Here is a 21,709-nt window from a genome sequence, read left to right as displayed (position 1 = left end):
GAACCGCAACGCCGACCCCCGATAACCCCAGGTCAGCTCACAGGAAACGCAAAGGAGGCGAGGACCGCCGCATGGTCGGAGGGCCATTCGTTTTCGGCCACGTCCGGCCAGGGACGGGGGTCCCCGGTGACCACGGTGCGGGCGTCCCGGACGGTCAGGCCCCGGTGCAGGACGTAGTCGATCCGGTCCTGCGGCTCGGCCCGGCCGCTGCCGTCCTCGTGCACCGGGTGGATCGGCGACCAGGTGTGCCCGGGGGCCTCGGCGGGGTCGGGACGGGCCTGGCGGTAGGCGTCGGCGAACCCCGCCTGCTCGGCGGCCTGCATCACCGGCCAGGCGACGTCGGACCGGTCCAGGTGCGAGGGGCAGTTGAAGTCGCCGGTCAGGACGACCGGGACCCCCTCCTCGGACGCCTCCTCGATCCGTTCCAGCGCCTCGCGCATCTGGGCGAGCCGCGTCCCCTCGTGGGCGATCAGCTCGGCCGCCGGCAGCCCGTCGAAGGCGGACTCGTAGGGCCCGTACGGCGTGTAGTGCAGATGCGCGGTCCATACGTCGACGGCCCGGCCCGGCGCGACCTGGACGCGGACGCCGGTCGCGCCGTAGAAGCCGGGGTCCGGGTCGCCGAAGTGGGCCGTGATCGGGTGGCGGCTGAGGACGCCGAGGTTCTCGCCGGCCCGGTGGTGGTGCCAGCCGAGGGCCTCGGCCAGCTCCTGGGCGGCGGTGCCCGCGGTCTCCTGGAGCCCGACGACGTCGGCGCCGCTGTCCAGGATCACCTTGATCTGCTTGGCCCGGTGGTCGTCGATCCGCGCGCCGCCGAGCCAGAGGTTCCAGCTCATGACGGTCAGCGCGGGCGCGGTCATGGCCCTCAGCTCCTCGACGGTGACGTCCGCCAGGCTGTCCCGCACGGTGCGGCCGGGCGCGGCGCCGATCGGGGCGAGGGAGGGCACGGCGAGCACCGCGCACCCGGCGCCCTCGGCGGAGGCCACGCCGGTCGGGGTGTCCTCGACGGCCACGCAGCCGGCCGGCTCGACGCCGAGGGCGCGGCAGGCGGCGAGGTAGGGCTCGGGGTCGGGCTTGGTGCGGGCGGTGTCGTCGGCCGTGACGGAGTGCGCGAAGCGGTGGACGCCGAGGGCCTCGATGACGACGTCGGCGACCGCGCGCGGGGACGCGGTGACCAGCGCGGTCGGCACGCCGTCGGCGGCCAGCGCGTCCAGCAGGGCGAGGGCGCCGGGGCGGGGCACGATCGCGGTGCGGACCCGGTCGGCGAACTCGCGGTGGAGTCCGGCGGCGAGGTCACCGACGGCCCGCCCGGTGGTCCGGGCGAGCCAGTGGGCGGTGTGCTCCACCGGGCGGCCGAGCACATCCGGCTGGTCGGCCTCGGTCAGCGGCCGCCCGGCGACCGCCTCGACCGCCTCCCACCACAGGTGCTCGGTGTCCACGAGCGTGCCGTCCATGTCGAACAGGACGGCCTGGAGCGGGAGTCGGGAGTCGTGGGGGGTGGTCACGGGGGTGTCTGTCCTCAGTTCTCGGTGCGGGCGGCCACGAGCACGGGGCGCTTGGGCAGCGATGCGGTGACGGCAGCTCCGGCGCCCAGCCCCGCGGCCTCGTGCGCGGGCAGGTCGGCCTTGGCCTCGGTGCCGTCGGCGAGCCGTACGGTGAGCCGGACGACCGCGCCGAGGAAGGCGGTGGCGACGACCCGGGCGCCGCCCTGTCCGTCGACCCGCACCCGCAGGTTCTCGGGCCGTACCAGGACGTCCACCGCGCCGTCCGGGGCCTCGCCGTCGGCGGGCAGCCGCTGTCCGAGCACCTCGACGGTGCCGTCCTTCAGCTCGCCGGGTATCCGGCTCATGGTGCCGACGAACTCGGCGACGAAGGCGGTGGCGGGGCGGCCGTACAACTCGGCGGGTTCGGCGCACTGTTCGAGTCGTCCGGAGCGCATCACGGCGACCCGGTCGGCGATCGACAGGGCCTCCTCCTGGTCGTGGGTGACGAACAGGGTGGTGATGCCGAGTTCCTGCTGGAGCCGGCGGATCTCCTCGCGCAGGCTCAGCCGGACCTTGGCGTCCAGCGCGGACAGCGGTTCGTCGAGCAGCAGGACGCGGGGGCGCAGGGCGAGGGCGCGGGCGAGCGCGACGCGCTGCTGCTGGCCGCCGGAGAGCTGGTGCGGGAAGCGCTCCCCCTTGTCGCCGAGGCCGACCAGTTCCAGCAGCTCGGCCGCCCTGGAGCGCCGTTCGGCGGCGCGCACGCCCCGCATGCGCAGCCCGAAGGCCACGTTGTCGACGGCGGGCAGATGCGGGAAGAGGCTGTACGACTGGAAGACCATCCCGGCGTCGCGGCGGTGGGCCGGCACCCGGGTGATGTCCCGGCCGTCCACCAGTACCGCGCCGGAGTCGGGGTGTTCGAATCCGGCGAGCATGCGCAGGGCGGTGGTCTTGCCGCAGCCGGAGGGGCCGAGCAGGGCCAGGAACTCGCCGGGGCGGACGGTGAGGTCGAGGCCGTCGAGGGCGACGGTGGCACCGAACTCGCGGCGCAGACCCCGGAATTCGACGGTCGCGGCCTGTTCGGTGGCGGGCTTCTCAAGCGTGGTGGCGGTCATGGTGTGTGGTCATCCCCGGGAAGGAGCGGTTCGGTTGCGTCCGCCGCCGACACCGGCGAGCGCGAGGAGCAGGGCCCAGGTGACGAGCAGGCTGAGCACGGACACGGCGACGGACATCTGGGCCTGGTCGCTGCCGGCGTTGTAGATCCATACGGCGAAGGGCTGGTAGCCGAGCAGCTGGGCGACGGTGAACTCGCCGAGGACCAGCGCCAGCGTGAGGAAGGCCGCGTTCAGCAGCGCCCCGCGCAGATTGGGCAGTACGGCCCGCACCAGCGCCTGGGGCCAGGAGGCGCCGCAGCTGCGGGCGGCCTCCACCAGGGTGCGCACGTCGATGGCGCGCAGGCCCGCGTCCAGCGCCCGGTACACGAAGGGCAGCGCCATCACGACGTAGGCGAGGACGAGCACGACGGGGAAGCTGGGGTTCTGGATCGCCACGAAGGTCTGGAACAGCGGGGTCCTGGACAGATGGTCGGGTCCCCACTTGAGCACGGTGACGATGCCCGCGACGAACGCGATCGGCGGCACCACCAGCGGCAGCGAGCAGACCACCTCGACCACCGGGCGCAGCCGGGGCGCGCCGAGCCGCAGGGCGACCACGGCGGGCACCATCAGCAGCAGCACGATCACGATGGTGGCCACGGCCAGCTCCAGCGACAGCAGCAGGCTGGAGACGAAGCCGCCGGTGGAGAGGATCCGGGTGTAGGCGTCGAAGCTGATGCCGTCGGGGTCGTCCACCGTGAAGACCACGGAGGCGGCGAGCGGGACCAGGAAGTACAGGGCGGCGAGGCCGAGGACGGCCCACCGCCAGGGGGTCAGGCGTCGAGCCATCGGGCGCTCCGGCGTTGCAGGGGCAGGTACACGGCCATCACCAGGCCGGCCACCAGGACCATGTCGAGGCTGAGGGCGAGGGCGACGTTCTCCTGCCCGACCAGGACGTTGCCGGACAGGGCGTCGGCGATCTGGAGGGTGACCAGCGGGACCGCGCTGCCGACCATCGCGGCGGCGGTGGCGTAGGCGGCGAAGGCACTGCCGAACAGCAGCACGAATCCGCCGAGCAGGGAGGGGGCGAGCACGGGCAGGGCCACGTGCCGCCAGTACTGCACGCCGGTGGCGCCGTTGTTCAGCGCGGCCTCCCGCCACTGGGCGCGCAGGCCGTCGAGGGCGGGGGTGATGGTGAGGACCATCAGCGGGATGAGGAAGTACAGGTAGACGAGGACCAGGCCCCAGAAGCTGTACAGGTCCCAGCCGCTGTCCTTCAGGCCGAGGTGCAGGGTGAGCACGCCCGCGTTGCCGAGGGTGGCCACGAAGGCGAAGGCCAGCGGGACGCCGCCGAAGTTGGCGAGCACACCGGAGGCGGTCAGCACGGCCTCGCGCAGCGCGCGGGAGCGGGAGCCGGCGACGGCCTGGGCGAGCGGCAGTCCGAACAGGGCGCCGAGCACCGCGGAGACCGCGGACAGCTTGACGCTGCCGAGCAGGGCGGTGAGGTACGCGCCGTGCAGCGAGGCCGTCATGTTGGCGCCGGTGTAGGAGGTGGCGCCGGTGGTGGCGTCCTTCGCGGTGAAGGCGCCGTCGAGGATCGCGAGGGCGGGCAGGCCGAAGGCGACGGCCGTGAAGACGAGCAGCGGCAGCACGGCCAGCCAGCCCGGGGCGCGGCGCCGCCGCTTCGCCGAAGCGACGGGCGCCACGTCCGTGCGGGTCAGAGCGGTGGTCATCCGGAGACGGCCTTACCCCAGCCCTGCGCGATGACCGTCTTGGCCTTGCTCTGCTCGGCCTCGGTCGGGAAGGACGCCGACCCGCTGACCTTGGGCAGCTTGGCGGCGGCCGTCTTGTCGAGGGTGCCGGCCGACTCCATGGCGGTCATCAGGGCCGGGCGGGCGTACCCCTTGAGCCACAGGTTCTGGCCCTCGGTGCTGTACAGGAACTCCTGCCACAGGCGGGCGGCCGCGGGGTGCGGGGCGTCCTTGGTGATGGCCTGGGAGTAGTACTGGGCGTACTGGCCGTCGCTCGGGACGACGACCTTCCAGTCGAGGCCCTTGGACCTGAACTCGTCGGCGTAGCCGGCGTTCAGGTAGTCCCAGTCGATGGAGATCGGGGTCTCGCCCTTCTCCACGGTGGCCGGGGTGGACTCGACCGGCGTGTAGTTGCCGTTCTTCTTCAGCTTGGCGAAGAAGTCCAGGCCGGGCTGGACGCTGTCGAAGGAGCCGCCGTTGGCGAGCGCCGCCGCGTAGACGCCGCCGAAGGCCGAGCCGGACTTGGTCGGGTTGCCGTTGAGCGCGACCTGGCCCTTGTACTGGGGCTTGAGCAGGTCCTTGAAGGTGGTCGGGCACTCCTTGACGCGCTTGGCGTCGCAGCCGATGGAGATGTAGCCGCCGTAGTCGTTGTACCAGCGCGCCTGCGGGTCCTTCTGGCCGGCCGGGATGTCGCCGAAGGAGGTCACCTTGTAGGGGGCGAGCAGGCCCTGCTGGGCGGCGCTGAGCGCGAAGGAGCTGCCGAGGTCGAGGACGTCGGGGGCGCGGTCCTGGCCCTTGCGGGAGGTGACGGCGTTGATCTCGTCCTGGCTGGAGCCGTCGGGGCTCTCGTCCTGGATCTTGATGCCGTACTTCTTCTGGAAGGCGTCGATGATCGCGCCGTAGTTGGCCCAGTCGCGGGGCACCGCGATGATGTGCAGCGAGCCCTCCTTCTTGGCCGCCTTGACCAGGGCGGCCATGCCGCCGAAGTCGGCCGCGGAGGTGGCGGTGGCGGCGCTCTTGCCGTCCTTGGTGGTGGTCGACGCGTTGTCGGGGGCGGCGCCGCAGGCACTCAGCGCGAGCGCGGCGACGACGGCGAGGGAGCCGCCGAGCGCGGCGTTTCTCGGCAGGGACAACTTCACGGTCTCTCCAGGGGAAGCACGGGGAGTGAGGTGCTACGGGGGTTGGTCGACCTGTTCGACAAACTTGTCTGAACAAGTCGGCCTCAGTACGCCCGCCTTCGGTGTCCTGTCCGTGAACACGGAGGGAACACCAGCCGCTGTTTCCCTGCACAGTTGCGGCTCGCCCGGCACCCGGTGAAACGTCGATTAGGCTGCTCACGCTGTGCACAGTCGCCTACGCAGAGGGGAAGCATGACGGCGCGACACGAGGAGATCGCCGACGAGCTGCGCCGCGCGATCGACCGCGAGCAGTACACGGTCGGCAGCCGGCTGCCCTCGGAGTCGGAGCTGGCCGCCCATTACGGCGTCTCGCGCGGCACGGTCCGCCAAGCCGTCGCCGCGCTCACCGCCGAGGGGCTGATCGGCTCCCGTCAGGGCGCCCGCCGCGTGGTCCTCGCGAGCCGCCGCAGCCAGAGCTTCGAGGAGTTGCGCAGCTTCGCCCAGTGGGCCCGTGCGATGGGCCGCGAGGCGACCGGCCGGGTGGTCGAGCAGTCCTACCGGCCGGCCACCCACGAGGACGCCGTCCGCCTCCAACTCCCGCTGCGCACGCCGGTGTTGCACGTCCTGCGGCTGCGCGGCCTGGACGGCGACCCGGTCCTGCTCGAACGCACGGTCTACGCCGACTGGATCTCCCCCGCCGTCGAGTCCATCGAGCCCGACTGCCCCTCCGTCACCCAGCGCCTGTACGAGGACACCGGGCTGGTCTTCGCCTACGGCGAGCACATCATCGACGCGGTCGCCTGCGGCGCGCGCGATGCCGGACTGCTCCGGGTCCGCCGCACGAGCCCGCTGCTGCGGGTGCGCCGCGTGACGACGACGCGGGAGGGCCGCCCGGTGGAGTGGTCGGACGACCGCTACCGCCCGGACGCGGTGACGTTCAGCGTGCACAACTCGATCGGCAACAACGCGCTGTCGCGGAAGGCGGCGGAGTAGGCCGCCCCTGGAGCCCTATCCCGGCGCCCCCGAGGAGAACCGCCGCAGCAGGGGGGACAGCACCAGCACGGACTTCGTCCGTTCCACGAACGGCTCTCCCGCGATGCGTTCCAGGACCCGCTCGAAGTGGCGCATGTCGGAGGCGAACACCTGCGCGATCGCGTCCGCCTCCCCGGTCACCGTCGACGCCGCCACGACCTCCTGGTACCGCTCCAGGCCCCGCAGGATCGTCTCCGGCGAGGTGTTCCGGCGGCAGTAGATCTCGATGTACCCCTCGGTCTCCCAGCCGAGCGCCGCGGGGTCGACCCGCACGGTGAACCCGGTGATCGCCCCGGTGGCCCGCAACCGGTCCACCCGCCGTTTCACCGCGGGCGCGGACAGTCCGACCAGTTGCCCGATGTCCGCGTAGGAGCGGCGGGCGTCCTCGGCGAGGGCGTGCACGATGCGTTCGTCGAGATCGTTCAACACAGCGGGTGGTTCACTTACTTTTTCGCGAGACGGGACCGGCGGAAGCCGTATACGAAGTAGAACACGAGCCCGACCGCCAGCCAGACACCGAACACCGTCCAGGTCACGGCGGACAGACTGCCCATGAGCCACACGCAGAAGAAGAAGCCGAGCGCGGGCAGCAGCGGCGACAGCGGCACCCGGAAGGTGCGCCGCATCCCGGGCCGCGTCCGCCGCAGCACCACGACCGCCACATTGACGAGCGCGAAGGCGAACAGCGTGCCGATGCTGGTGGCGTCGGCCAGCTGTCCCAGTGGGACCGCCGCGGCGAGGATGCCGCAGAACAGGGACACGATGACGGTGTTCGCCCGCGGCGTCCCGCTCCTCGGGTCCACCCGCTCGAAGATCCTCGGCATGAGTCCGTCGCGGGCCATGGCGAACAGGATGCGCGTCTGGCCGTAGAGCACGGTCAGCACCACGCTGGCGATGGCGACGACCGCGCAGAAGGCCAGCAGGGTCGCCCAGAAGCGCTGCCCGGTGACGTCCCGCATGATCTGGGCGAGCGCGGCCTCGGAGCCGCTGAAGGTCCGCCACGGCCTGGCGCCGACCGCGACGGCGGCGACCAGCACGTACAGGGCCGTCACGATGACCAGCGAGAGCATGATCGCGCGGGGCAGGTCGCGCGGCGCGTCCTTCGCCTCCTCCCCGGCGGTGGAGGCCGCGTCGAAGCCGATGTACGAGAAGAACAGCGTGCCGCCGGCCGCGCTGACCCCGGCCATGCCGAGCGGCATGAAGGGCGTGTAGTTCCCGGCCCTGACACCCATGAGGCCGACCGCGCAGAACAGGATCAGCGCGGCGATCTTCACACACACCATCACGGTGTTGACCCGCGCGGACTCCCTGGCGCCGCCGAGCAGGAACACCATGGCGAGCAGAACGACGATCAGGGCGGGCAGGTTGAAGACGCCGCCGTGGCCCGGCGGGGCGGACAGCGCGGCCGGGAAGGTGACGCCGACGGTGCCGTCCAGCAGCTCGTTCAGGTACTGGCCCCAGCCGACCGCGACGGCGGCGACCGAGACGCCGTACTCCAGGAGCAGGCACCAGCCGCAGACCCAGGCGATCAGCTCGCCCAGCGTCGCGTAGGCGTACGAGTAGGAGGAGCCTGCGACCGGGATGGTGCCGGCGAGTTCGGCGTAGGACAGGGCCGAGAACAGCGCGGTGAAACCGGCGAGCACGAAGGAGAGGATGACGGCGGGGCCCGCCTTGGGCACGGCCTCGCCGAGGACCACGAAGATCCCGGTGCCGAGCGTGGCCCCGATGCTGATCATGGTCAGCTGCCACAGCCCGAGGGAGCGCCGCAGCGTACCGCCCTCGCCCTGGCCGCCCTCGGCGACCAGGAGTTCCACGGGCTTGCGGCGCATCAGGCGCGCACCGAGGCCCGCGGACGGCTGCTGACGCGTGATCATCCAGTCCACGGTACGTCACCTGCCGCGACGCCGCGCCCCACCGCCGGGCGCGGCGATGGGGCGGGGCGGGCGCGGGATCAGCTCCAGCTGGCGTGCAGCGGCTTGCCCTCGGCGTATCCGGCCGCGCTCTGGACGCCGACGATCGCCCGGTCGGCGAACTCCTCCAGCGAGTCGGCACCGGCGTAGGTGCAGGAGGAGCGGACGCCCGCGATGATCGAGTCGATGAGGTCCTCGACACCCGGGCGGGCCTGGTCGAGGAACATCCGGGAGGTGGAGATGCCCTCCTCGAACAGCGCCTTGCGGGCGCGGTCGTACGACGACTCCTCCGACGTGCGGTTGCGCACCGCGCGCGCGGACGCCATGCCGAACGACTCCTTGTAGGGGCGGCCGTTCGCGTCGTGCTGGAGGTCGCCCGGGGACTCGTACGTACCGGCGAACCAGGAGCCCACCATCACGTTCGAGGCGCCGGCGGCGAGCGCCATGGCCACGTCGCGCGGGTGGCGGACACCGCCGTCGGCCCACACGTGCTTGCCGTACTTCCTCGCCTCGGCGGCGCACTCCAGGACGGCGGAGAACTGGGGGCGGCCCACGCCGGTCATCATCCGGGTGGTGCACATGGCGCCGGGGCCGACACCGACCTTGATGATGTCCGCGCCCGCGTCGATCAGGTCCTTGACGCCCTCGGCGGAGACGATGTTGCCCGCGACGATCGGCACCTGCGGGTCGAGGGCCCGCACCACCTTGATCGCGTTGATCATCGACTCCTGGTGGCCGTGCGCGGTGTCGATGACGAGCGTGTCCACGCCCGCGTCGAGCAGTTCCTTGGCCTTGCCCGCCACATCGCCGTTGATACCCACGGCGGCGGCGACGCGCAGCTTGCCGTTCGCGTCCACGGCCGGGGTGTACAGGGTGGCGCGCAGGGCGCCCTTGCGGGTGAGGATGCCGGCCAGCCTGCCGTCCTTGTCGACGGCCGGGGCGTAGCGGCGGTTGTGCGCGTCGAGGGTGTTGAACGCCTCGCGCGGGTCGATGTCCGCGTCCAGCAGGAGCAGGTCCTTGGACATGACCACTTCGAGCTGGGTGAAGCGGTCGACGCCGCAGAGGTCCGCGTCGGTCACGACGCCGATGGGCCGCCGCTCGCCGTCCACGACCACGCCCGCGTTGTGCGACCGCTTGGGCAGCAGCGCGAGGGCGTCGGCGACGGTCTGGTGCGGGGCCAGCACGATGGGGGTGTCCAGCACCAGGTGGCGGCTCTTGACCCAGGAGACCACGTCGATGATCACATCGTTCGGGATGTCCTGCGGGATGACCACGAGGCCACCGCGTCGGGCCACGGTCTCGGCCATGCGGCGGCCGGCGATGGCGGTCATGTTGGCGACGACGAGCGGGATGGTCGTTCCCGTGCCGTCCGGCGAGCTGAGGTCCACGCCCTGCCGCGAGCCCACGGCGGAGCGGCTCGGCACCATGAACACGTCGTCGTACGTCAGGTCGTACGTGGGCCGGATGTCATTGAGGAAACGCACGTGCCGCACATCCCAGTCGTTCAGAGGTGACCCCCCGACGGGTGCGCCAGGGGGAAAAGAGCACGTACTTCATTCTCCCATGTCCCGCCCCGTAACGTCCCCGGGCGAAACCTCCAGCGTGCCGGGCCCGGCTTCGGAGGATCAGCCGAAAGATCTTCCGGTCACCGCAGCGCGGTGCGCGCCTCCCGCGGGAACGCCTCGCGCGCGCCGTCCGGCGCGTCCGGGCGGGCGTCGCGCCGGACCGGTTCCAGGAGCGCGGTGGCCGCGGCCGCCACCCCGCCGGGTCCCTCCAGGAGTACCGGGTCGTGGGCGCGCCGGAGGTCCGTACGGTCCCCGGGCCGCCCCGGAAGAGGCCGCCCTACCGGTCTGACCCGGCCTCGGCCGGCCCGAGCCGCGCCCGCAACTCCCGGGCACGCAGCGGGCGGGTGCCGCCGTCGTGATGCGGCGGTGTCGGCGGGACGGGTGTGCTCAGGCCAGCGCGAGGGCCACGGTCAGGGGTGCGGGGCGTTCGCTCGCCTCGGTGAAGACCTCGCGGGCCACGCGCCACTCGTCGGGGCGGGCCTGCGCGTACGGCTCCCATCCCGTGACGACGAGCAGCAGGCCGCGTTCGCCCGCCTCGGACGGCCAGACCGAGGGGTCGGAGAGGCTGTCGAGGAGGGCGTCCCAGTTCCGGCCGAACCAGTCGGGCAGGTGGAGCGCGCGGGCCACCGCGTCCATCAGGGCGGACTTGTCCGCGACGCCGGTGAGGTCCAGGGTGACGACCCGGCGGTCCGTGAGGTTCTCGGTCATCTCAGTACCGCCCGGAACGAGTTGTAGTGATCATCGGTGTAGTAGAACTCCCCGCCCTGCCCGGTGATGACGCGCCGCGCCCCGCGATCGCGTGAGCCCGGTGTCTTCACGGTGTACTCGTGGTAGTAGCCGCGCTGGTGCTTGGGCAGATGCCGCTCGAAGTTCCCGAAGACGATCCCGTCCCGCGCGTAGGGGTAGGGGCCGCCCCGGTCGATGAGCGCCAGCGTCCGCCGCGCCTCGGCCGGCAACCGCGACGCGGGCACGGTCGCCATGCCCTTGGCCCAGCCGGGAGTGGCGGCGGATCCGGCGGACGAACCCGCGGACGCGCCGGTGGGCGTCCGCGTCGTGCCGTTCCCCGTCGTCGCCGTCGGGGAGCACCCGGCCAGCAGAACGGCGAGGACGACGAGCAGCCCGGCGAACAGCCGGGACAGGGGCCGGGACGGAGACCGGCCGGGCGCCCGGGAGCGGGGCCGTTCGGACGGCGGGGGGCCGGAGCGGGACGACGACAGCATGCGGATGATGCTGTCACGGCGGTCGCGGGTACGACGACAGGACGTCGGCAGGACCGGACGACGATGCGACCGGGCCGCCTGGCCAAAGGCGGCCCGAGGCGTCCCGCGACCCGGTCACCGGGCCGCCCCGTCACCGCTTGCCCCGACGGCGGCGCTCCGGTGGCATCACAGCCGTGCCGTCGGCCCGGTCCCGGCGGGCCGACGGCACACGGCGGTCAGGGGGCCGCCCGGTCCCCTTACTGCCCGTCGGGGTCCTGGCGGCTGAGCGCGGGCTTCGGGGTCGGGCCCGCCGTCATCAGGTAGTCCGCGGCCGAGGTGTCCGTGACCAGGCTGGTGACCAGCCCGGAGCGGAGCACCGCGTCGATCGCGGACGCCTTGCGCTGGCCACCGGCGATCGCGACGACCTCCGGGATACGTCGCAGCTGGTCCGCCTTGACGGTGATGCACCGCTCCCCGAGGTCCCGCCCGATCCGGCGCCCCTCGGCGTCGAAGAGGTGCGCGGCCATCTCGGCGGAGACACCGAGCGAGGCGTAGTGCGCCCGCTCCTCGTCGCTGAGCATGTCGTGCACCGTCGAGATGCCCGGCTCCCAGGAACCGATGGAGACGCAGGCGACCGTGACCTTGTCGAAGTACTCGAAGGCGCGGGCGATCCCGGTCTGGCTGCGCAGGGCCGCCGCGGTGGCCGCGTCCGGCAGCAGCATCGGCGCGTAGATCGGGTGGGCGTCGCCGCCCGACACCTGGGCGGCACGGCGCACGGCCTCGACCGAGCCGCGCTCGGACGTACCGGCGTCGTACACACCCGTCAGCTGCACCACCGTGCACGGCGGCAGCCGGTCGAGGGCGGCCGCCATGTGGATGGTGGACCGGCCCCAGGCCAGCCCGAGCACGTCCCCCTCGTTGACCAGTTCGCCGAGCAGGTCCGCGGCGACCTCGCCGAGGTTCTCGGGGTCGGGGGTCTCCTCGGCCTCGGCCGGGGACTCGACCACGACGGCGTGCCGCAGGCCGTAGCGGGCGCGGAGCGCGTCGGAGCGCTCGGCGTCCAGCTCGGCCGGTACGCGGATCTCGATGCGCACGAGATCCCGTTCGAGAGCGGTCTCCAGGACCCGGGCCACCTTGAAGCGGCTGACGCCGAACTCCTCCGCGATCTGGATCTTGGACTTGCCCTCGAGGTAGAAGCGGCGGGCCATGGCCGCCGCCTGGACCAGCTCAGCGGGTCCCATCCGCATGGCTGACCGGCCCGCCGACATACCCGACACGGCGATCTCCTCACTGCTGTTCACACTCTGGATTCGCCGTTCATCCTTGCAGATCCGGCGCGACTGATCCGCCCTGATGGGCGGCGTTCTCTCAACCGTTCACATAGCCGTGGCTCAGTGGTCGCATGCCCAGGACGCCTTGGCGGTGGCCGTGTCCGCCTGGGCGCGCAGGGCACGCACCGCCTCCGCCGGGTCCTGCGCCCCGTAGACCGCCGAGCCGGCCACGAAGACATCGGCGCCCGCCTCCGCGCACCGCTCGATCGTGGCCGCCGAGACACCGCCGTCGACCTGGAGCCAGAGCTGGAGGCCGTGCTTGGCGATCAGCTCTCGGGTGCGGCGGATCTTCGGCAGCATGATGTCGAGGAACGCCTGGCCACCGAAGCCCGGCTCGACGGTCATGATCAGCAGCATGTCGAGTTCCGGCAGCAGGTCCTCGTACGGCTCGATCGGCGTCGCGGGCTTGAGCGCCATGGAGGCGCGCGCGCCCTTGGCGCGGATCTCGCGGGCGAGGCGGACCGGGGCGGCGGCCGCCTCCACATGGAAGGTGACCGACGAGGCGCCCGCCTCCACGTACTGCGGAGCCCAGCGGTCGGGGTCCTCGATCATCAGGTGGCAGTCCAGCGGGGTGTCCGTCGCACGGGCCAGGGACTCCACCACCGGCACGCCGAGCGTGAGGTTCGGGACGAAATGGTTGTCCATGACGTCGACGTGGAGATAGTCGGCGCCCTGGACCGCCTTGGCCTCCTCCGCGAGGCGTGCGAAGTCGGCGGACAGGATGCTGGGGTTGATCTGCGCGGCCATGCCCCAAGACTGCCATGTCCGAGGGACTGATGTTCGCGCCTGTCCACAGGCGAGAGCGCTCATCATACTGATCCGTCGTTCGTCGGATGGTCTGCCCGTTCCTGTGGATAACGGACAGCGACGAAGCGGCCGCATGCGGTGAAATGTGAACCGCGCAGCCGCTCTTCGCGACCGTCAGCCGGCGGTCCTGCGGATCAGCGCGAGGTACATCGCGTCAGTGCCGTGCACATGCGGCCACAGCTGGATGTCCGGGCCCTCTCCGAGCGCGGGGACCCCGGGCAGCAGCGGCCGGGCGTCGACGAGTTCGGCGTCCGGGTACTGCTTGAGCACATCGGCGACGACCACCCGGGTCTCGGCGAGGTGCGGAGAGCAGGTGGCATAGCCGACCACGCCGCCGACGCGCACCGAGTCGAGCGCAGTGCGCAGCAGGGCGCGCTGGAGGGGAGCGAAATTGTCCAGGTCCTCGGGACGCCGGCGCCAGCGCGCCTCGGGCCGCCGGCGCAGCGCGCCGAGCCCGGTGCAGGGCACGTCCACCAGCACCCGGTCGAAACTGCCGGGCCGCCACGGCGGCCGCGTGCCGTCCGCCGCGATGACCTGGTACGGCCCCGGGTTGCCGGCCAGCGCCTTGGCCACCAGACCGGCCCGGTGCGGCTGCTTCTCCGAGGCGAGCAGTACGGCACCGCGTTCGGCGGCGAGCGCCCCCAGCAGGGCGGCCTTGCCACCGGGTCCCGCACAGCCGTCGAGCCACTTGGTGTCCGGCCCTTCCAGGGGCGCGTTGGCCAGCGCGAGGGCGACCAGCTGGCTGCCCTCGTCCTGCACCCCGGCACGGCCCTCGCGCACCGCCTCGACCGCCCCCGGCTCCCCGCCCTCGGCCAGCCGCACGGCGTACGGCGACCAGTGCCCGGCCTCCGCGGCCTCCTCGCGCAGCAGCTCCTCGGCGGTGGCCCGGCCCGGCCGCGCGACCAGCGTCACCCGGGGCCGCTCGTTGTCCGCCGCGAGCAGTTCCTCGATACCGGCCCGCCCGCCGCCCAGGGAGTCCCACAGCGCGGAGACGACCCAGCGGGGGTGGGAGTGCACGACGGCGAGGTGGTCCTCGGGGTCCTCGTCGTAGGACGGCGCGACCTTGCCGATCCAGCCGTCGAGATCGTCCTGCGCGATCTTGCGGAGCACCGCGTTGACGAACTTGGCCCGGCCGTCGCCCAGCACGACCCGGGCGAGCTCCACGGTCGCGGACACCGCGGCGTGCGTCGGGATCCGCGTCCCGAGCAACTGATGCGCGCCGAGGCTGAGCACGTCCAGCACCGGCGGGTCGACCTCGCGCAACGGCCGGTCCACACACGCGGCGATCACGGCGTCGTACGTGCCCTGCCTGCGCAGCGTCCCGTACACCAGCTCGGTCGCGAGCGCGGCGTCCCGCGCGTCGAAGTCGTCCTTCTCCCGCGCCTTCCTCAGCAGCGGGGGCAGCACGAGGTTGGCGTACGCGTCCCGCTCGTCCACCGCCCGCAGCGCCTCGAAGGCCAGGATGCGGACGGGGTCCTTCTTGGGACGCCGGTAGGGCTTGGCGGGCTTATGGCCCCGCCGCGACTGCTCGCTCACGAAAAAGGTGCTCCGGAGGTGAAAGGGGTATGCGGCCAAGCCTACGTCGGCGGAGGTGACCGGGGGTGTGGGGGTGAGGGGAGGGGGTGGGGGGAGGGGGGGAGGGACCCCCGGGGGTCGCAGACCATCTCGCCCCCGGGCCGACCGGCCTCACCCAGCCGACCGCCTCCGTCGTCCGCATCCGGGAAAGGGCTCGCCCGGGCCCGCCCCGGCTCAGCCGCCCAGCACCTCTCCCTCGCCGATCCGCGCGCCCCGGGCCCAGTCCGCCGCGCGCATCGGCTTCTTGCCCTGGGCCTGGACCCAGAGGAGTTCGACGGCGTAGGAGCCGGTGCCCACGTGGACGTTGTTCTTGCCCGCGGCGAGGTGGCCCGGCGCGAGGTCGGTCCGCTCGGGGACGGGCGCGACCTGGATGAGCTTGAGCCGTTCGCCGCGGAAGGTGGTCCAGGCGCCCGGCGCCGGGGTGCATCCGCGCACGACCCGGTCGACGCGCAGCGCGGGCGCCGCCCAGGCCACCTCGGCATCCTCGACGTTGATCTTCGGGGCGAGGGTGATGCCCTCGCCCGGCTGCGGTACGGCCTTCAGCGTGCCGTCCTCGATGCCGTCCATGGTCGCCGCGAGCAGCCCCGCCCCCGCGAAGGCCAGCCGGGTGAGCAGGTCGCCGCTGGTGTCGGTGGGCCGGATCTCCTCGGTCACCGTCCCGTACACCGGCCCGGAGTCCAGGCCCTCCTCGATGAGGAAGGTGGACGCGCCCGTGATCTCGTCGCCCGCCATCAGCGCGTGCTGCACGGGCGCCGCGCCGCGCCAGGCGGGCAGCAGCGAGAAGTGCAGGTTGACCCAGCCGTGCGCCGGGATGTCGAGGGCGGTCCGGGGCAGGAGCGCGCCGTAGGCGACGACCGGGCAGCAGTCCGGGGCGATCTCCGTCAGCCGGGCCAGGAACTCGGGGTCCCGCGGCTTGGCCGGCTTGAGCACCTCGATACCGGCCTCCTCCGCCCGCTCGGCCACGGGCGACGCGACCAGCCTGCGGCCCCGGCCCGCGGGGGCGTCGGGCCGGGTGACGACGGCGGCCACCTCGTGCCGCCCGGAGGCGAGCAGGGCGTCCAGGGCGGGAACGGCGACCTCGGGGGTACCGGCGAAGACGAGCTTCATGGGCGGGATCGGGCCTCTCGGGCGGGGATCGGACGGGCAGCGCACCAGTCTATGACCGCCCGGGAACCGGCACCGCGCGGAGCACGGCGGAGATCAACTCGCCCGACGCGGGCGCCGGCTGGGAGCGGGGCGGCGCACGGGTGGTCCGACGGCGTACGCATATACCCGTACGCCCCCAGCCCGTGACCAGCGGAGCGCACACGCGTTGGTCAAGAAAGAGTTGACCACATAGGGCCGCTTCGGCCGCCCGATTCCTTTCAACGCCGGTTCGAGAGGCTTGTTCATGGCCGACCACGCAACCCACGACGCCCAGGCTCGGGCCAGCCTGCACTTGCTGGTGCGGGACATCGAGCGGGTCCGCCGGCAGGTGGACGCACTGCGCACGCTCACCGCCCAGTTGGGCAACGTCTACCGTCCGCGCCGCACCGGCCCGTCCACGGGCTTCGTCGTCTACGGACGCGCCCCCGCCCCGACGGTCCGCCTCGCCCAGGAGCTCCGGGACAGTGTCGAGACCCTGGTCACGGCCGCCGTGGACTTCGACCGCTCGCTCGGCTTCTCCTGGGACGCGGTGGGCTCGGCGCTCGGGGTCACCAAGCAGGCGGTGCACCGCCGTTACGGCGCCCGCCGCGCCGCGGCCCAGGCGGCCGCCGAGGCGGAGCGGTCCCCGGAGCCGTCCGGCACCCGCACGCTCAATGTGAACGCCGGTCTGCCCACGATGCCGGTGCCGACGGTCCCCGCCGCGCGTTCCATGCCCACCCAGCCGACCGCGGGCAGCCCCACGCTCCGGGAGGACCCTCGCCCGACGGCCTTTCCCGGCCCGCGCAACGGCTGACCGCCCCACGCCCTCCCGGGCCCCCGGGCACACCTCCGGGAGGGCTCCTCAGAGCCGCCCCAGCCGGGACTCGGGCCCGGGCCGGGTCCCGGAGACAGGCCCCAGGGCCGGGCCTCCGGGAAACCACGGGGAACGACCCCCGGAGTGCGCCCCTCTCCCGAGCGCCGGGCCGCCGGGAAAGCCCCCCGGGGTACACCCCCTCCCCCGGGCGCCCGCCCTCCCCTTCAGCAGATGCCGGCTCCCTCTCAGCCGATGGCCGCCTCCCCCTCAGCCGATGTCCGGCGGATCGATCCGCACCCGCACCCGCGCCGCCTCCCCACTCCCCCGCGCCATCCGCGCGGCCTGTGCGGTCTTCAGGGCGGTGGCCAGTGCCGAGCCACTGCCCGGCGGGACCCGTACGAGGGCCCGCTCCCAGTGCTCGCCGGGCGGCGGCGCCCCGGGCCTGCGCGGGCCGCCGGGCGCGGCGGGCGGCACCGGTACCGGACCCAGCACCTCTGCGTCCGGCGGCAGTTGGGCCGCGGCCAGGAATTCGGCGAGGGCCTCCGGCGTCCCCGACACGGCCGCCATCCGGGAGACCGGCGGAAAGCCCAGCTCGGCCCGCTCGGACAGCTCCCGCAGCGCGTGCCCGACGGGGTCCCAGCGCACCAGCGCCTGCACGGGCCGCAGCGTCGGCTCGGCCACCACGACCACCGTGCCGCCCTCGCCCTGCGGCCGGACCAGCGCCCCCGCCGCGATCCACCGGCGCAGTGCGTCCTCGCCGGCCCGCAGATCGGGTCGTACGAGCATGGCCCAGCCGTCGAGCAGCAGCGCCGCCGCGTAGCCGCCCTCGGCCACCGGTTCGGCGCCCGGGGTGCTCACCACCAGCGCGGGCGCGGACGGCACGGTGTCCAGTACGTGTTCGCGCCCCGAGGTGCGCACCGGTACGGCGGGAAAGGCGCGGCCCAGTTCCTCGGCGGTGCGCCGGGCGCCCACCACCTGGGCGCGCAGCCGGAAGCCGCCGCACTCGGGGCAGTGCCAGCTGCCCTCCGCGCGCCCGCACCAGCCGCAGCGCAGCACGCCCGCGTCCTGGCCCTGGAGCGGCCCGGCGCAGTGCGCGCAGCGCGCCGGGGCCCGGCAGCGGTCGCAGGCCATGCGCGGCGCGTATCCGCGGCGCGGCACCTGGACCAGCACCGGACCGTGCCGCAGCCCCTCGCGGGCCGCCTGCCAGGCGAGGGTGGGCAGCCGGGCGGCGCGGGCGGCCTCGTCGCGGGCGAGGTCCTCGTCCCCGACGGTGCGGACGAGGGGCGCGGACCGCCGTATCTGCTCCCGCCCGGCGATCAGGGGGCGCGCCCAGCCGCTCTCGACGAGCTGGGCCGCCTCCACGGTGCAGGCGAAGCCGCCGAGCAGGAAGGCGCACTTGTCGAGGGTGGCGCGCAGCAGCAGGACGTCGCGGGCGTGCGGCTGGGGGGCGTGCTGCTCGCTGTGGCTGTCGTCGCCGTCGTCCCAGATCGCGACGAGCCCGAGGTCGCGTACGGGCGCGAACATGGCGGCCCGGGTGCCGACGACCGCGCGCACGGCTCCGCGTCGTACCGCGAGCCACTGCGCGTACCGCTTCTCGGGACCGGCGTCGGCGGTGAGCAGGGCGTGGTGGCCCTTGCCGAGGAGGGTGGTCAGGGCGGCGTCGACGCGGGCCGCGGCCCGGCCGTCGGGTACGACGACGAGTGCGCCGCGTCCCGAGGCGAGGGTGGCGGTGACGGCGCGCGCGATCTCCTCGCTCCACCGGGGTCCCGGCAGGGCGTGCCATACGGCCCGGGGGGCGCCGCCGTCGGCCAGTGTCCGCAGGAAGGCGCCGCCCTGTTCGTACCGCGTCCAGGAGCCGGGGTCGGGGGCGTCGGGGGGTGGCAGGGGTGCGGGTGAGGTCCGCTGTTCGGCGCGGGCGCTGCGGGGCGGTACGGCGAGCTGGAGGACGTCGGCGAGGCTGCCCGCGTACCGGTCGGCGACGGCGCGGGCGAGGCCGAGCAGTTCCTCGCTGAGCACGGGTTCGGGGGACACGACCTGGGCGAGTGCGGCGAGGGGGCCGGAGTAGTCGGACTCCGCCCGGCGTTCGATGAGGAAGCCGTCGATGAGGCCGCCGCCCTCGCGGCGGCCCTCGCGCACCCGGTGCCGGCCCGCGCCGAAGCGCACGCGGACCCGTACGCCGGGCTGTGCCTGTTCGTCCAGTTCGGCGGGGATCGCGTAGTCGAAGTAGCGGTCGAGGTGGAGGACGCCCTTGTCGACCAGCACCCGGGCGACGGGCAGCCGCTCGGCGAGCGCGGCGCCCCGCCAGGTCCGCGGTTTGGCCCGGGGTGTGCCGGCCTTGCGGACGCTCTCCCGGATGAGCGCAAGCTGCTCCGGCGGCGCCCCTTCGGCCCCGCCTTCCCCGTCCGCCCGGGGCTCCCCGTTCTCGCTGCTCACGCTTGCATTCTTACCAAACCCCACTGACAACGACCCGGGGTGCCGGCCCGGGGCCGGGATCGTCCCGGCCGCGCCGTACGACGCCCGCCGCCCCATGCGCTACCGGCCCGCCCGGAGCCCTGCCTACGCTCGCCCCCGTGACCGAAGCGACCAGGCCCGGCCCGACCACGAGCGAACCGACCACGACCGAACCGGCGCCTGACCCGCTGGAGCGCCCGAGAGAGCGTCTCGTCGCCCCCGGGGAGGTGCTGACCTGCACCGTCGCCGGTTTCGACGGGACGATGTGCTGGTGCTGCTGGACGGCGACGCGCCGGGACGTCCTTCCGGGCTCGTCCCCCGGCACGAGCTGACCCGGCGCGAGGTCCGGCACCCCTCGGACGTGCTCACGGTGGGGCGGCGGATCCGCGCGGAGGTGACGATGCGCGGCGGGCTCGACGGCCGGACGCTGCTGTCCGCGCGGGCCCCCGAGGACGAGGAGCTCCACCGGTTTCTCCTGGGTCTGGGGCGCGGGGACGTCGTCGCGGGGACGGTGTCCTCCGTGCACCGCTTCGGGGTCTTCGTGCGGATCGACGGTGAGCCCCCGCATCCCATCTACGCGGGGACCGGGTTCATCAATGTCCCGGAGCTGACGTGGTCCCGGTTCGAGGATCCGGCGGAGGTGATGGTGCCGGGGCAGCGGGTCCGCGTCGAGGTGCTCGCCTCGGACACTCGCCGGGGCCAAGTTGCGCTGTCCCTCAAGGCGCTCCGGGACGGCCCCTTCGACCATCTGGCCGTGGGCGCCGGGGACGTCCTGACCGGGCCGGTGACCAAGGTCATTCCCTTCGGGGTGTTCGTGCGGGTGAACGAGTTCGTGGAGGGCCTCGTGCACGCCGACGAGCTGGGCGGACGGAGCGCCGGGGAGGGGCAGGAGCTTCGGGTCACAATCCTGGAGGTCGACCGGGCCCGGCGCCGGGTCCGGCTGGGACTCGCGGACTGAGCGCCGGGCCGGGAACGACGAGGCCCGGCCCCCGAAGGGAAGCCGGGCCTCGCAGTGCGGTCCGGGATCAGACGCCCGCGGCCTTGCGCAGGGCGTCCACGCGGTCCGTGCGCTCCCAGGTGAAGTCGGGGAGCTCGCGGCCGAAGTGGCCGTACGCGGCGGTCTGGGCGTAGATCGGGCGGAGCAGGTCGAGGTCGCGGATGATCGCGGCCGGACGCAGGTCGAAGACCTCGTCGATGGCCTTCTCGATCCGGTCGGTGTCGACCTTGTGCGTGCCGAAGGTCTCCACGAACAGACCCACCGGCTCGGCCTTGCCGATCGCGTACGCCACCTGCACCTCGCAGCGCGAGGCGAGGCCCGCGGCCACGACGTTCTTGGCGACCCAGCGCATCGCGTACGCGGCCGAGCGGTCCACCTTGGACGGGTCCTTGCCGGAGAAGGCGCCGCCGCCGTGGCGGGCCATGCCGCCGTAGGTGTCGATGATGATCTTGCGGCCGGTCAGGCCCGCGTCACCCATGGGGCCACCGATCTCGAACCGGCCCGTGGGGTTGACCAGGAGACGGTAGTTCTCGGTGTCCAGCTTGATGCCGTCCTCCAGCAGCGCCTTCAGCTCCGGCTCCACCACGAACTCGCGGATGTCGGGGGCGAGCAGCGACTCGAGGTCGATGTCGGAGGCGTGCTGCGAGGAGACGACGACCGTGTCGAGGCGGACGGCCTTGTCGCCGTCGTACTCGATGGTGACCTGGGTCTTGCCGTCGGGGCGCAGGTAGGGGATGGTGCCGTTCTTGCGGACGTCGGAGAGCCGCTTGGACAGGCGGTGCGCCAGGAAGACCGGCAGCGGCATCAGGGTCGGGGTCTCGTCGGACGCGTAGCCGAACATCAGGCCCTGGTCGCCCGCGCCCTGCTTGTCCAGCTCGTCGTGCTCTCCACCTGCGGCGGCGCCCTCGACGCGGGACTCGTAGGCGGTGTCGACACCCTGGGCGATGTCCGGGGACTGCGCGCCGATGGACACCGACACGCCGCAGGAGGCGCCGTCGAAGCCCTTCTTCGAGGAGTCGTAGCCGATCTCCAGGATCTTGCCGCGGACCAGGGTCGCGATGTCCGCGTACGCCTTGGTGGTCACCTCGCCGGCCACGTGCACCAGGCCGGTGGTGATGAGCGTCTCCACGGCGACCCGGGAGGACGGGTCCTCGCGCAGAAGCGCGTCGAGAATGGTGTCGCTGATCTGGTCAGCGATCTTGTCGGGGTGACCCTCGGTCACGGACTCCGAGGTGAACAGGCGACGGGACACAACGCTCCCTGTGGTTGCAGCGGCTGCTGGCTGATCATTTGCAGTCGACGCGGGGCTGCGCCCGGTCGACCTTCGACAGTTTATCGGTCGCGCTCGGCCGATGGGCCACTGTCTCGCCTCTCGGGAGCGCTGTGACCTGCGGCACGGGCATTGTGCACAATGCCCGACGACCTTGGCCAGGGTATCGGTCCCCGACTTGAGCATGGCCGG

19 protein-coding genes are annotated in these 21,709 nt (G+C 73.3%); 3 read left to right on the top strand and 16 right to left on the bottom strand.

Annotated features, from left to right (window positions below):
* Nucleotides 1–32: 32 nt before the first annotated feature.
* From GHR20_RS29600 to GHR20_RS29580, 5 genes are read right to left on the bottom strand one after another with little or no spacing between them, the layout of a single operon-like run.
* Nucleotides 33–1,502 (bottom strand): HAD-IA family hydrolase, encoded by a 1,470-nt coding sequence (locus GHR20_RS29600; protein WP_275549795.1) that lies wholly within the window; start codon nt 1,500–1,502, stop codon nt 33–35.
* A gap of 14 nt (nt 1,503–1,516) precedes the next feature.
* Complete coding sequence (locus tag GHR20_RS29595; protein WP_153814881.1) at nt 1,517–2,593, bottom strand: ABC transporter ATP-binding protein; 1,077 nt, start codon at nt 2,591–2,593, stop codon at nt 1,517–1,519.
* Between the two features lie 9 nt (nt 2,594–2,602).
* Nucleotides 2,603–3,421, bottom strand: a complete 819-nt coding sequence (locus GHR20_RS29590; RefSeq protein ID WP_153814880.1) for an ABC transporter permease subunit — start codon at nt 3,419–3,421, stop codon at nt 2,603–2,605.
* Nucleotides 3,406–4,305 carry an ABC transporter permease subunit gene (locus GHR20_RS29585; protein WP_153814879.1) on the bottom strand — a complete coding sequence of 300 codons (900 nt, stop codon included), beginning with the start codon at nt 4,303–4,305 and terminating at the stop codon, nt 3,406–3,408. Before GHR20_RS29585 ends, GHR20_RS29590 begins: the two co-directional genes overlap by 16 nt.
* A complete protein-coding gene (locus GHR20_RS29580; RefSeq protein WP_153814878.1) occupies nt 4,302–5,462 on the bottom strand; it encodes an extracellular solute-binding protein in 1,161 nt (386 codons plus the stop codon). Before GHR20_RS29580 ends, GHR20_RS29585 begins: the two co-directional genes overlap by 4 nt.
* 231 nt (nt 5,463–5,693) lie before the next feature.
* Between GHR20_RS29580 and GHR20_RS29575 the strand changes: the two genes are divergently transcribed.
* Nucleotides 5,694–6,434 (top strand): GntR family transcriptional regulator, encoded by a 741-nt coding sequence (locus GHR20_RS29575; RefSeq protein ID WP_111586584.1) that lies wholly within the window; start codon nt 5,694–5,696, stop codon nt 6,432–6,434.
* A 15-nt stretch (nt 6,435–6,449) separates the two neighbouring features.
* On the opposite strand, the gene GHR20_RS29570 is transcribed toward GHR20_RS29575, so the two are convergent.
* The 9 genes from GHR20_RS29570 to fmt all read right to left on the bottom strand — a co-directional run bounded on the left by GHR20_RS29570 (nt 6,450) and on the right by fmt (nt 15,967).
* On the bottom strand, nt 6,450–6,902 hold the full coding sequence (locus tag GHR20_RS29570; RefSeq protein WP_037650980.1) for an Lrp/AsnC family transcriptional regulator: 453 nt from the start codon (nt 6,900–6,902) through the stop codon (nt 6,450–6,452).
* A gap of 14 nt (nt 6,903–6,916) precedes the next feature.
* Nucleotides 6,917–8,347, bottom strand: a complete 1,431-nt coding sequence (locus tag GHR20_RS29565; RefSeq protein ID WP_153814877.1) for an amino acid permease — start codon at nt 8,345–8,347, stop codon at nt 6,917–6,919.
* A 77-nt stretch (nt 8,348–8,424) separates the two neighbouring features.
* On the bottom strand, nt 8,425–9,867 hold the full coding sequence (locus GHR20_RS29560) for a GuaB1 family IMP dehydrogenase-related protein (RefSeq protein ID WP_194859022.1): 1,443 nt from the start codon (nt 9,865–9,867) through the stop codon (nt 8,425–8,427).
* 468 nt (nt 9,868–10,335) lie between these two features.
* The gene (locus tag GHR20_RS29555; protein WP_111586582.1) at nt 10,336–10,656 is read right to left on the bottom strand and encodes a barstar family protein; all 321 of its coding nucleotides are present in this window, start codon (nt 10,654–10,656) and stop codon (nt 10,336–10,338) included.
* Nucleotides 10,653–11,168: a ribonuclease domain-containing protein gene (locus GHR20_RS29550; RefSeq protein ID WP_153814875.1), complete on the bottom strand. Its 516-nt coding sequence runs from the start codon at nt 11,166–11,168 to the stop codon at nt 10,653–10,655. Before GHR20_RS29550 ends, GHR20_RS29555 begins: the two co-directional genes overlap by 4 nt.
* Before the next feature lie 236 nt (nt 11,169–11,404).
* Nucleotides 11,405–12,448: a sugar-binding domain-containing protein gene (locus GHR20_RS29545; protein WP_148027674.1), complete on the bottom strand. Its 1,044-nt coding sequence runs from the start codon at nt 12,446–12,448 to the stop codon at nt 11,405–11,407.
* Between the two features lie 90 nt (nt 12,449–12,538).
* The gene (gene rpe / locus GHR20_RS29540; RefSeq protein ID WP_148027673.1) at nt 12,539–13,225 is read right to left on the bottom strand and encodes a ribulose-phosphate 3-epimerase; all 687 of its coding nucleotides are present in this window, start codon (nt 13,223–13,225) and stop codon (nt 12,539–12,541) included.
* A 174-nt stretch (nt 13,226–13,399) separates the two neighbouring features.
* A complete protein-coding gene (locus GHR20_RS29535) occupies nt 13,400–14,821 on the bottom strand; it encodes a transcription antitermination factor NusB (RefSeq protein WP_148027672.1) in 1,422 nt (473 codons plus the stop codon).
* A 213-nt stretch (nt 14,822–15,034) separates the two neighbouring features.
* A complete protein-coding gene (fmt, locus tag GHR20_RS29530) occupies nt 15,035–15,967 on the bottom strand; it encodes a methionyl-tRNA formyltransferase (protein WP_153814874.1) in 933 nt (310 codons plus the stop codon).
* Nucleotides 15,968–16,250: 283 nt separating this feature from the next.
* Here fmt and GHR20_RS29525 point away from each other — a divergent pair, with 283 nt between their 5' ends.
* Complete coding sequence (locus GHR20_RS29525) at nt 16,251–16,799, top strand: hypothetical protein (protein WP_111587010.1); 549 nt, start codon at nt 16,251–16,253, stop codon at nt 16,797–16,799.
* Between the two features lie 267 nt (nt 16,800–17,066).
* Here GHR20_RS29525 and GHR20_RS29520 read toward each other — a convergent pair whose 3' ends face one another.
* A complete protein-coding gene (locus GHR20_RS29520; RefSeq protein ID WP_153814873.1) occupies nt 17,067–19,232 on the bottom strand; it encodes a primosomal protein N' in 2,166 nt (721 codons plus the stop codon).
* A 289-nt stretch (nt 19,233–19,521) separates the two neighbouring features.
* On the opposite strand from GHR20_RS29520, the gene GHR20_RS29515 reads away from it, so the two are divergent.
* Complete coding sequence (locus GHR20_RS29515; RefSeq protein ID WP_153814872.1) at nt 19,522–20,208, top strand: S1 RNA-binding domain-containing protein; 687 nt, start codon at nt 19,522–19,524, stop codon at nt 20,206–20,208.
* 67 nt (nt 20,209–20,275) lie between these two features.
* Here GHR20_RS29515 and metK read toward each other — a convergent pair whose 3' ends face one another.
* Nucleotides 20,276–21,499, bottom strand: a complete 1,224-nt coding sequence (gene metK, locus GHR20_RS29510) for a methionine adenosyltransferase (protein ID WP_111587008.1) — start codon at nt 21,497–21,499, stop codon at nt 20,276–20,278.
* Between the last annotated feature and the right edge of the window lie 210 nt (nt 21,500–21,709).

Source organism: Streptomyces sp. SUK 48 (assembly GCF_009650765.1).
Lineage (GTDB): Bacteria > Actinomycetota > Actinomycetes > Streptomycetales > Streptomycetaceae > Streptomyces.
Note: the sequence above shows the minus strand (reverse complement) of the source record. Positions and strands in the feature narration are given on the sequence as shown.

Excerpts from the sequence above, each read along its gene's own strand:
- GHR20_RS29565 (WP_153814877.1), bottom strand. The coding sequence starts at position 8,347 with ATGATCACGCGTCAGCAGCCGTCCGCGGGCCTCGGTGCGCGCCTGATG.
- fmt (WP_153814874.1), bottom strand. The coding sequence starts at position 15,967 with ATGAAGCTCGTCTTCGCCGGTACCCCCGAGGTCGCCGTTCCCGCCCTG.
- GHR20_RS29555 (WP_111586582.1), bottom strand. The coding sequence starts at position 10,656 with ATGACCGAGAACCTCACGGACCGCCGGGTCGTCACCCTGGACCTCACC.
- GHR20_RS29585 (WP_153814879.1), bottom strand. The coding sequence starts at position 4,305 with ATGACCACCGCTCTGACCCGCACGGACGTGGCGCCCGTCGCTTCGGCG.
- GHR20_RS29590 (WP_153814880.1), bottom strand. The coding sequence starts at position 3,421 with ATGGCTCGACGCCTGACCCCCTGGCGGTGGGCCGTCCTCGGCCTCGCC.
- rpe (WP_148027673.1), bottom strand. The coding sequence starts at position 13,225 with ATGGCCGCGCAGATCAACCCCAGCATCCTGTCCGCCGACTTCGCACGC.
- GHR20_RS29595 (WP_153814881.1), bottom strand. The coding sequence starts at position 2,593 with ATGACCGCCACCACGCTTGAGAAGCCCGCCACCGAACAGGCCGCGACC.
- GHR20_RS29575 (WP_111586584.1), top strand. The coding sequence starts at position 5,694 with ATGACGGCGCGACACGAGGAGATCGCCGACGAGCTGCGCCGCGCGATC.
- GHR20_RS29525 (WP_111587010.1), top strand. The coding sequence starts at position 16,251 with ATGGCCGACCACGCAACCCACGACGCCCAGGCTCGGGCCAGCCTGCAC.
- GHR20_RS29550 (WP_153814875.1), bottom strand. The coding sequence starts at position 11,168 with ATGCTGTCGTCGTCCCGCTCCGGCCCCCCGCCGTCCGAACGGCCCCGC.